This window comes from Variovorax sp. 20P10.2.4 (genome assembly GCF_058244205.1).
Map to the genome: position 1 here is coordinate 1 of NZ_JBZAYE010000276.1, position 9,193 is coordinate 9,193.

Below are 9,193 nucleotides of genomic sequence, written 5' to 3' on the forward strand. Positions count from 1 at the left end.
CACCAGCGCGGGGCCGTCGCCCTCCGACTCGCGCTCGGCGCGCACCTCGGAGCGGTCGCCGCCGTCGTTGGTGTCGGCATCGAGCCGGCGCAGGCAGTCGCCGCGCCAGTGCTCGACCGCCGAATGCCGGTAGCGGTAGACCGTGACGCCCAGCAGCTTGACCGCGAACGCGGCCTCGCTGCTCAGCCGGCGCTCGTCGCCCGCGGCCGTGAGCACGAAGCGGTGCTCGCCGATCGGCGCGTCGTCGAGCAGCACGCGGAAATTCCATTCGCCCGTGGCGGGCGAGGCCACCGGCTGCGCGCCCGCCGCGAAGGCCAGCGCGCACAGCAGCGCCAGGCCGGCATGGCGCACGCTCATTTCGGCGGCCGGCGCACCGGCCCCGGCACGAAGGCGTTGGTGCGCACTATGTAATCGCGGTAGGCCGGCCGCCGGTGGCCGATGTCGGCCTCGAGCAGGCGCACGCCCGACACGCGCAGCAGCAGCCAGGTCATGAGCAGCGGCGAGACCACGCTCCAGGCGCCGTCGAGGCCGGCCGCGCCCAGCGCCATCAGCCACAGCCCCCACCAGACGCAGGCTTCGCCGAAGTAGTTGGGATGGCGGCTGTAGCGCCACAGGCCGCGGTCCATCACCTGGCCGCGCTGCGAGGGGTCGGCCTTGAAGCGCGACATCTGGGCATCGGCGATGGCCTCGAAGCCGATGCCGAAGGCCGTCAGCGCGCCGCCCGCGATGTCGAGCCAGCCCAGCGGCCGCGCGCCCGCCATGCCGACGAACAGCGGCGCCGAGACGATCCAGGCCAGCACCGCCTGCAGCCCGAACACCAGGTACAGGCTCTTGAGTCCGAAGCCCGGCTGGTTGCGCGCGCGGATCGCCTCGTAGCGCCGGTCCTCGCCGTGCCCCCAGTTGCGCGACGCCACATAGAGCGCCAGCCGCAGCCCCCACAGCAGCGCGAGCACGGCCATGGCCAGGCCGCGCGGTTCGTGCAGCGGCGCGTTCGGCAGCAGCACCAGGTAGACCAGCCCCGCGCCCGCGATCAGCAGCGGCCAGAAGCGGTCGATCAGGCTCGCGTCGCGCCGCGCCAGGCTCTCGAGCCAGACCACCAGCGCGACCGCGGCGGTGAAGGCGAGGCCGGCGAAGGCGGCTTCCGGTGCGCTGAATCTCATCGTGCCGGCTTCAGGCGCGCCGCTCGAACAGGTAGTGGCTGACCCACCAGCGCTGCCCGTGCTCGTAGCCGAACAGCTCGGCCACCGACATGAAGAACAGGCGCCAGCGCGTCCACCAGACATGGGCCTGGTCGCCGTAGGTGGCCTGGAACAGCGGGCGCAGCGCCTCGCGGCGCTGGTCCATGTTGCGCAGCCAGGCCTCGGCGGTGCGCTGGTAGTGGCGGCCTTCCCAGCGCCAGCGGCGCAGCAGCCGCAGGTCGTCCTGGCAGTGCAGCGCGAGGTCGTCGCTGGGCATCATGCCGCCCGAGAAGAAGTGCTCGCTCATCCAGTCGCTGGCGTCGCGCACCTCGAAGGGATAGGGCGCCTCGCGGTGCACGAACACGTGCATGAAGAAGCGCCCGCCGGGCCGCAGCCAGCGCGCCACGTTGGCGAAGGCTTGCGGCCAGTTGCGCAGGTGCTCGAACATCTCGACCGAGACCACGCGGTCGAAGCGCTCCTCGGTGTCGAACACGTTGATGTCGCGCGTGAGCACCCGCACATTGGCCAGCCCGCGCCGCGCGGCCTCGGCCTCGATGTACTCGCGCTGCGAGGCCGAGTTCGACAGCGCCGTGATCCGGCTTCCCGGGTAGTGCGCGGCCATCCACAGCGTGAGCGAGCCCCAGCCGCAGCCCAGCTCGAGGATGTCCTGGCCGTTGTCCAGCCCGGCGCGCTCGCAGGTGCTGGCCAGCGCGGCCGATTCGGCCTCCTCGAGCGTGCGCGTGCCCTCGGGCCAGTAGCAGCTGCTGTACTTGCGGTGGTTGCCGAGCACCTGGCCGAAGAAGGCGGCCGGCACCTCGTAGTGCTGGGCGTTGGCCTTCTCGGGCAGCGGCGCCAGGCTGGCCGAGCGCATGCGCCCGACGAACTCCTGCGTCAGCTCGGCCACGGCCGGGGTGTTGCCGGCATACAACTCCGACAGCCGGTCCTTGAGCAGGCGCCGGATGCCGCGGCGCACCACGGTATCGGGCACCAGGCCCTTCTCGACCCAGCGGATGGCGAACGCGATGTCCTGCGGCATGGCTTCTTCTTCCTTCTCGTGCGTGTTGGCGGGCCCCGCCGTCCGGGACCGATCACCCCCTGTACGCAGCCGGCGGCGATCCGGATGCAACCGGATGCGTCCGGCGGGCGCAAACCAAGGTTGCACCATGCCCCTGCGCCGGCGCGGGCCTCTGGCCGAACTGGAACAATGCGCCCACTCTCATGGACGGACTCGATCTCATCAAGACATTTCGCGAAGTCGCGTTCCGGCGCAGCTTCTCGCGCGCGGCCCTGTCGCTGGGCATGTCGAAGGCCACCGTCAGCCGCTACGTGGCCGAACTCGAGGAGCGCAGCGGCGTGCGGCTGCTCAACCGCTCCACCCGCTCGCTGAGCCTGACCGACGCCGGCGAGGTGCTGCTCGAGCGCAGCACCCAGCTGGTCGACATGGCCGAGAACACCCTCAACGACCTGCAGGCCCACGGGGCCCACCCGCGCGGCCGGCTGCGCATGAGCGCGCCGCACGGGCTGATCGCCGGCTGGCTCTCGGACGTGATCGCCGAGTTCATCAAGCGCTATCCCGACGTCTACGTGAGCCTGGTCTTCACCAACAGCGCGGTCGACCTGATCGGCGAGGGCATCGACATCCACCTGACGGGCGGCCGCATCGACGACATGAACCTGATCGTGCGGCGGCTGGTGCAGTTCGACATGGTGGTGTGCGCCACCCCGGCCTACTGGGCGCTGCGCGGCATGCCGCGCGTGCCGGCCGACCTGAGCCGGCACGACGTGCTCAGCTACTCGGCCGCCTCGACCACCCACCTGCCGTTCGAGACCGAAGGCGAGGCCTACGAGGTGCCGGTGCACAGCCGCATGGAGGCCAACGACGCGGTCGCACTGATCGAGCTGGCGCTGCGCAGCGTGGGCGTGGCCTACGTGCCCGAGCCGCTGGCCCAGTCGCACCTGGAGCGCGGCGCGCTGGTACCGGTGCTGCGCGAGCACATGCCGCACGACCACTGGCTCTATGCCGCCTATTCGCAGCGGCGCCACAACAGCGCGGCGATGCGCGCGATGCTCGATTTCCTCGAGCAGTCGATGGGGCCGGGCGGCGCCCTGCCCTCGCCCATGCCGCCGGCGGTGCCGGTCTCGCCGCCCGCCGCGCCTTCTTCTACATGCGTCCTTTCCAGGGAACCAGGCGCCGCTCCAGCCAGCGCATCAGCAGGTCGAACAGGTACGCCACCACCCCGATGACCACGATCCCCATGATCACGATGTCGGTGCGCAGGAAGTTCGACGCGTTGAGCACCATCTGACCCAGCCCCATGTTGGCCGCCACCATCTCGGCGGCCACCAGCGTGGTCCAGCCGAAGCCGATCGCGATGCGCATGCCGACCAGGATGTCGGGCAGCGCCGAGGGCAGGATCACGTGGCGGATCACCTGCATATAGCTCGCGCCCATCGAGTAGGCCGCGTTGATCTGCTCCTGCGAGGCGCTGCGCATGCCCGAGCGCGCAGCCAGCGCCAGCGGCGCGAAGCAGCTCAGGAAGATCAGCAGCACCTTGGGCAGCTCGTCGATGCCGAACCAGATGATGATCAGCGGCAGGTAGGCCAGCGGCGGCAGCGGCCGGTAGAACTCCAGCGGCGGATCGAAGATGCCGCGCCAGAAGCGGCTCATGCCCATCGCGATGCCCACGGGGATGGCCGTGACGCAGGCCAAGAGGAAGGCCGAGAACACGCGGAACATGCTCGCGAGGAAGTGCTGCCACAGCGGCTTGTCGTTGGCCTGGCCGGTCAGGTATTCGTAGAACTGCTGGAACACCGCCTGCGGCGTCGGCAGGAACAGCGGCTTGACCCAGCCCATGTTGGTGACCAGGAACCACAGCGCGATCAGCGTCAGCACCGTGACCACGCTGATCGTGAAGCTCGAGCCCTCGCCCGGCACCTTGAAGGCGCTGGTCTTGAGCTTGGCGCCGGGCGCGGGCGGCGGGACGACTGCTGGCTTGGTGGGAGGCGTCATGGCGACCGATGCGATGCTGGCCTCAGGCATGGGCGGCCTCGCGGTGGTGGATGATGGAGAGCACTTCCTCGCGCATGCGGATGAATTCGGGCTCGGACTTCACCTTGCGCGAATCGCCGTGCGAGAGGTACTGGCGCGAGAACGGCACCTCGTCGTAGACGTGCGAGATGCGCCCCGGGCTCGGGCTCATCACGATCAGCCGGGTGGCGAGGAACAGCGCCTCCTCCACCGAGTGGGTGATGAAGAACACCATCTTGTTCGAGGTCGACCAGGCCTGCAGCAGGATCTCCTGCACCTGCTCGCGCGTGAAGGCGTCGAGCGCGCCCATCGGCTCGTCCATCAGCAGCACGGCCGGATCGCTGGCCAGCGCGCGCGCGATGCCCACGCGCTGCTGCATGCCGCCCGAGAGCTCGTACACCGCGCGGTCGGCGTACTTCTGCAGCCCGACCAGCGCGAGTTTCTCTTCCGCCACGCGGTCGCGCGTGGCGCGGTCGACGCCCGCGAGCCGCATCCCCAGCGCCACGTTGTCGCGCACATTGAGCCAGGGCATGAGCGCGTGCTTCTGGAACACCACGCCGCGGTCGGCACCGGGGCCGGCCACGGGTTGGCCGTCGAGCAGGATCTCGCCGGTGGACGGCGGCAGGAAGCCCGCGATGCAGTTCAAGAGCGTGGTCTTGCCGCAGCCCGAGGCGCCGAGCGCGACCACGAAGTCGCCGTCGTGCATGCGCAGGTTGACCGGCGCCAGCGCCTGCAGGGTGCCGCCCTTGACGGCGTAGTTGACCGTGAGGTCGCGGATGTCGAGCGTGGGCATGGGCTTTTTTGTTTACCGCGCAGCGCTCACTTGGCCGCCAGGGCCTTCTCGACGTACGTGGTGGTCACGTAGGCCGAGTAGTCGGGCTTGACTTCCTGCACCCGGCCCTGTTCCTTGAGGAAGGCCGCCGTGTTCGCCATCGCCTTGGCCGCGCCGCCGCCGAGCCAGGTCGGCGAGAGCTGCTCGGACAGGGTCGGGAAGCTGTAGAGCGCCATCGCCGCGCCCACGTCCTTCGGATCGGCCTTGGTCCACTTGGCCATCGCCTTGGTCTGCGGCGAGTCGGGCGTCCAGCTCTTGCCCGAGGCCTTGTACTCGTCGTTGGCGCGGTTGAGCGCCTTCACGAACGCCACCATGAAGGCCTCGTTCTCGGCCGCCCACTTGGCGTTGACCACGATGCCCTCGAAGGTCGGCGCGCCGCGCTTGCCGATGCTGCCCGAGGTCGCGATCACCTTGCCGCTGGAGCGGATCTTGGAGAGCACCGGGTCCCAGATGAAGGTGGCGTCGATGTCGCCGCGCTCCCAGGCCGCCGCGATCTCGGGCGGGCGCATGTTCATCACGTTGACCTTCTTCGCGTCGACGCCTTCCATCTTCATCGCGGCCATGAGCTGGTAGTGGGCGGTGGAGACGAAGGGCGTGGCCACCTTCTTGCCCGCGAGGTCCTTGAGGCTCGCGATGCCCGAGGCATTGCGCGCCACCAGCGCCTCGGCGTCGGCGATGTCGGCCGAGATCCAGAACAGCTTGATGTCCTGCCCCTGGCTGGCCGCGGCCGTCAGCGGGCTGGAGCCGGTCTCGCCCATCTGCACGTCGCCCGAGGCCATGGCGCGGATCACGTCGCCGCCGCCCGAGAACATGCGCCAGTTGATCTTGTAGCCGGTGGCCTTCTCGACCTCTCCCGACTCCATGACCAGGCGCAGCGGGACGAGCATGTCCTGGTGGGCGAAGGTGAGTTCCTTGGCCTTCTGGGCGAAGGCGGTGCCGGTGGTGGCCAGCACGAGCAGCGCTGTGGCTGCGATTGCACGGTGCAGGGATCGACGCGTGTTCATCCGGGTTCTCCTTGTCTGTTGCGGGCGGCGCTGGCCGAGGCTTCGGTGCGAGGGGTACTGTGCATGGTTGGGGGTGGGGTGCAAAGTGCCAGGGGTGGGAGGGGGGAGGTGCCAGTGGACTGGGACTTACCCTTGTTTGGTGCTTGGGGGGCACGGGGGAGGTGCGTTTTTTGTTTTGTTGTCTTGGGCTGGGGTTAGTTGGAGGGTGTTCTCCTTGCGGAGGGCGTAGGCCGGGTCTCGCCCCGGCGGGCGACTTACTTTTCTTGTCTCGCCAAGAAAAGTAAGCAAAAGAAGGCGACCCCGCTGTCTGTGTCCCTCCGCTTCGCTACGGGCAACCTGCGGTGCTCGGAGAAAGCGGGGGTCCGCAGAACTCGCTCCACTTCGTTGCGCTCAGACAGCTGCGGCCCTTATCCCGCTTTCTCCTGCGCTCCTCGGCACAGCCAGAGGGGACTAGGGTCAACGCGCCGTGGCGCGTCCTTGTGTGGTGAGTGCGTATGCAGAGGCCCTGGATCTTTCACTGAGGCCGAGCGAAGCGAAGGCCCGTTGGGGTATCTGTGGCCGAGCGCAGCGATGGCCCGAACCACCCCTCTGGCTGCGCCGAGGAGCGCAGCGTTTCGCGGATAAGGGCTCGCAGCTGTTTGAGCGGAACGCAGTGGAGCGAGTTCTGCGAGACCCCGCGAAACGCGAGCACCGCAGGTTGCCCGTAGCGAAGCGGAGGGTCGCAGACAGTGGGTCGCCTTTTCTTTGGTTACTTTCTTTTGGCGAAGCAAAAGAAAGTGACTCGCCCGCCGGGGCGAGTCCCGGCCAACAGCCTCAGCAAGAAAACAACCGACAGGTTCAGGCCACGACAAAGAGATGCGTCCCATCCCGCCCCAACTGCTCCACAAGCCCAAACTCCCAATCCAGATACCCCTGCATAGCCTCCACAGAAGCCGAAGTCCCTTCATAAGGCCTCCGATACCGATCAGTCCTCTCACTACCCAGACGAGTCTCACCAGATTCAGAAGGAAGCCCAGCAGAGAACCAGGCAGCATTCCCCCCAAGCAGCACGAGCACCTCCACATCCAGCTCCCCACGCGAATCGAGCCACTCCCGCAAATCCGAAGCCGCATACCGAGCCAACAAACTGCTCCCACAAGTCAACACATAGCGCCGAGCCGAAGGAATGACTTCAGCCACCGCATCCAAGAGCTGCGCCCGAACAGCAAACCACGCCCCCGGCACATGCCGCTTCACGTAATTCGCACTGCCCGTCACATCGATCACCGCAGTCGACGAAGCATCCCCGTCGAGCAACCGAGCCAAGTCCAGCGCCTCGATCTCTCCAACGGCCCGAGCCACCTCCGGATACACAGCAGCCAACGCCCCCCGCTCGCTCAACGCATCGAAAGCAGCCACAGGCTCCACCACATAAACCTCCCACCCCATCTGCGCCAGCCAGGAGCCGGACATCGAAGCCCGCACCCCATCGTCATCCGCCAGCACGATCCGCGCATGCCGCACCGGCACCTGGTGATCCGTCTCCTGCACCAACTGCCCACCGGGCGCTCCCGCAAAGCCGGGAAGATGACCCGCCGCGTATTCCTCGGGCGTGCGCACATCGAAGCGATAGACCGTCCGCCCCGCCTCCTCGAGCGAGTCCACGGCATCGGCCGCCACCCACCGAACCCCCGCCTTCTCCGCCACGCGCCGCGCATCGGCACGCGCCTGCGAACGATGCGCGTCGCTCACCGCCTCGGGCGCACGCCGCACCGCCCCATGGTCGAGCACCTGCCCCGCCAGCTTCCAACCGATCGTGCCGTTGCGCAGCGCCGCCACGGGATTGGGAATGCCGGCGTTCACCAGCGACTGCGTACCGATGATGCTGCGCGTGCGCCCCGCGCAATTGACGATCACGCGCGTAGCCGGATCGGGCGCGAGCTCGCGCACGCGCAGCACCAGTTCGGCGCCCGGCACGCTGGTGGCGCCCGGGATGCTCATGGTCTGGTATTCGTCGAAGCGGCGCGCATCGAGCACGACCACGTTGGCGCGCTCGTCGATCAGCGCCTTCACCTCGGGTGCCGAGAGCGAGGGCGTGTGGCGCTCGTGCTCGACCAGTTCGCCGAACGATTTGCTCGGCACGTTGACGTCGCGGAACAGCTCGCCGCCGGCCGCGCGCCAGCCCTCCAGGCCGCCCTCGAGCAGGTGCACCTGTGTGTAGCCGAGGCCGACGAGCCGCCGCGCGGCCAGCGGTGCGAGATCGGTGCCGCGGTGCTCGCCGAACAGCACGATCAAGGTGTCGCGGCGCGGGATGCGGCGCCAGGCCTCGATCTCGATGCGCGACAGCGGCAGGTTCGCGGCCCACAGCGGATGGGCCTGGGCGAAGGGGTCCTCCTCGCGCACGTCGAGCAGCGCGATCTCGGCGCCGGGCGTGAGCAGGCGTTCGCGCACGGCGGCGAACGAGAGGACGGGGAAGGCGGAGGTGGCTTGGAGCGTGGCGTCGGTCATGGCGTGGTGTCGGGCGGGACCGCCCGGCGTTCAGCGGACCGGTCCCAGAGATTGGGCAGCAGCGTGTTGGTGTAGCCCGAGACGAAGGGCTTGCGCCCGCCCTCGGCCGGGTAAGTATGCCGCCGCACCGCGCCGATGTTGGCGCCATAGACATGGATGCTGATCGACACGCGGTCCGCGTGCGCGTTGTGCACGCGGTGCAGGTCGCCGACGGTGGGCGAGACGGCCTCGACGTCGCCTTCGTCGAGCCGCACCGCGTCGCCCACGGGCCGCGCCCGGCCGTCGTCGCCGAAGGCATGGGGCTGGCTGTACTCGGCGCCGCGCAGCATGCCGATCAGGCCCCACACGGTGTGGTCGTGCACCGGCGTGGCCTGGCCCGGTCCCCAGACGAAGCTCACGACCGAGAAGCGCTCGGTGCTGTCGGCATGCAGCAGGAACTGCTGGTAGCGCGCGGGGTCGGGCTGCGCGAAGGCCTCGGGCAGCCAGTCGTCGCGCGCCACCAGACGGCGCAACAGCGCGCCGCCCTCGGCGAGGATGGCGCGCTCGTCGGGCCGGCCGTCGAGCAGGCGGCCGAAGTCGACCACGAACTCGCGCAGCGGCGCGATCGATGCAGGGACCGCGGCGCTCACGCCGCGCGCTTCCAGAGCTGGGTGTCGGAGATCGC

Annotated in this window: 9 protein-coding genes; 1 reads left to right on the top strand and 8 read right to left on the bottom strand. The window is 69.1% G+C overall.

The features are described from left to right. From AC27VN_RS23145 to AC27VN_RS23155, 3 genes are all read right to left on the bottom strand, one after another. Positions 1-357, bottom strand: a 357-nt coding sequence (locus tag AC27VN_RS23145) for a DUF6134 family protein (protein WP_490878030.1), incomplete at its 3' end; no start/stop codon positions are given. Continuing rightward, positions 354-1,160: a DUF1295 domain-containing protein gene (locus AC27VN_RS23150; protein WP_490878031.1), complete on the bottom strand. Its 807-nt coding sequence runs from the start codon at positions 1,158-1,160 to the stop codon at positions 354-356. The genes AC27VN_RS23145 and AC27VN_RS23150, both read right to left, overlap by 4 nt. Before the next feature lie 10 nt (positions 1,161-1,170). Next, positions 1,171-2,214, bottom strand: a complete 1,044-nt coding sequence (locus AC27VN_RS23155; protein WP_093341227.1) for an SAM-dependent methyltransferase — start codon at positions 2,212-2,214, stop codon at positions 1,171-1,173. Between the two features lie 182 nt (positions 2,215-2,396). On the opposite strand from AC27VN_RS23155, the gene AC27VN_RS23160 reads away from it, so the two are divergent. Further along, positions 2,397-3,422, top strand: coding sequence for a LysR family transcriptional regulator (locus AC27VN_RS23160; RefSeq protein ID WP_490878032.1), 1,026 nt, complete (start codon positions 2,397-2,399; stop codon positions 3,420-3,422). Here the strand turns inward: AC27VN_RS23160 and AC27VN_RS23165 are convergent. From AC27VN_RS23165 to AC27VN_RS23185, 5 genes are all read right to left on the bottom strand, one after another. After that, positions 3,340-4,218: an ABC transporter permease subunit gene (locus tag AC27VN_RS23165; protein WP_490878033.1), complete on the bottom strand. Its 879-nt coding sequence runs from the start codon at positions 4,216-4,218 to the stop codon at positions 3,340-3,342. The genes AC27VN_RS23160 and AC27VN_RS23165 overlap by 83 nt on opposite strands. After that, positions 4,211-4,999 carry an ATP-binding cassette domain-containing protein gene (locus AC27VN_RS23170; RefSeq protein ID WP_209547510.1) on the bottom strand — a complete coding sequence of 263 codons (789 nt, stop codon included), beginning with the start codon at positions 4,997-4,999 and terminating at the stop codon, positions 4,211-4,213. The genes AC27VN_RS23165 and AC27VN_RS23170 overlap by 8 nt, the downstream gene beginning before the upstream one ends. Before the next feature lie 26 nt (positions 5,000-5,025). Next, on the bottom strand, positions 5,026-6,042 hold the full coding sequence (gene tauA / locus AC27VN_RS23175) for a taurine ABC transporter substrate-binding protein (RefSeq protein WP_093340345.1): 1,017 nt from the start codon (positions 6,040-6,042) through the stop codon (positions 5,026-5,028). An 837-nt stretch (positions 6,043-6,879) separates the two neighbouring features. Beyond that, complete coding sequence (locus tag AC27VN_RS23180) at positions 6,880-8,529, bottom strand: rhodanese-related sulfurtransferase (protein WP_490878034.1); 1,650 nt, start codon at positions 8,527-8,529, stop codon at positions 6,880-6,882. Beyond that, positions 8,526-9,158, bottom strand: coding sequence for a cysteine dioxygenase family protein (locus tag AC27VN_RS23185; RefSeq protein ID WP_490878035.1), 633 nt, complete (start codon positions 9,156-9,158; stop codon positions 8,526-8,528). The genes AC27VN_RS23180 and AC27VN_RS23185 overlap by 4 nt, the downstream gene beginning before the upstream one ends. Positions 9,159-9,193 lie beyond the last annotated feature (35 nt).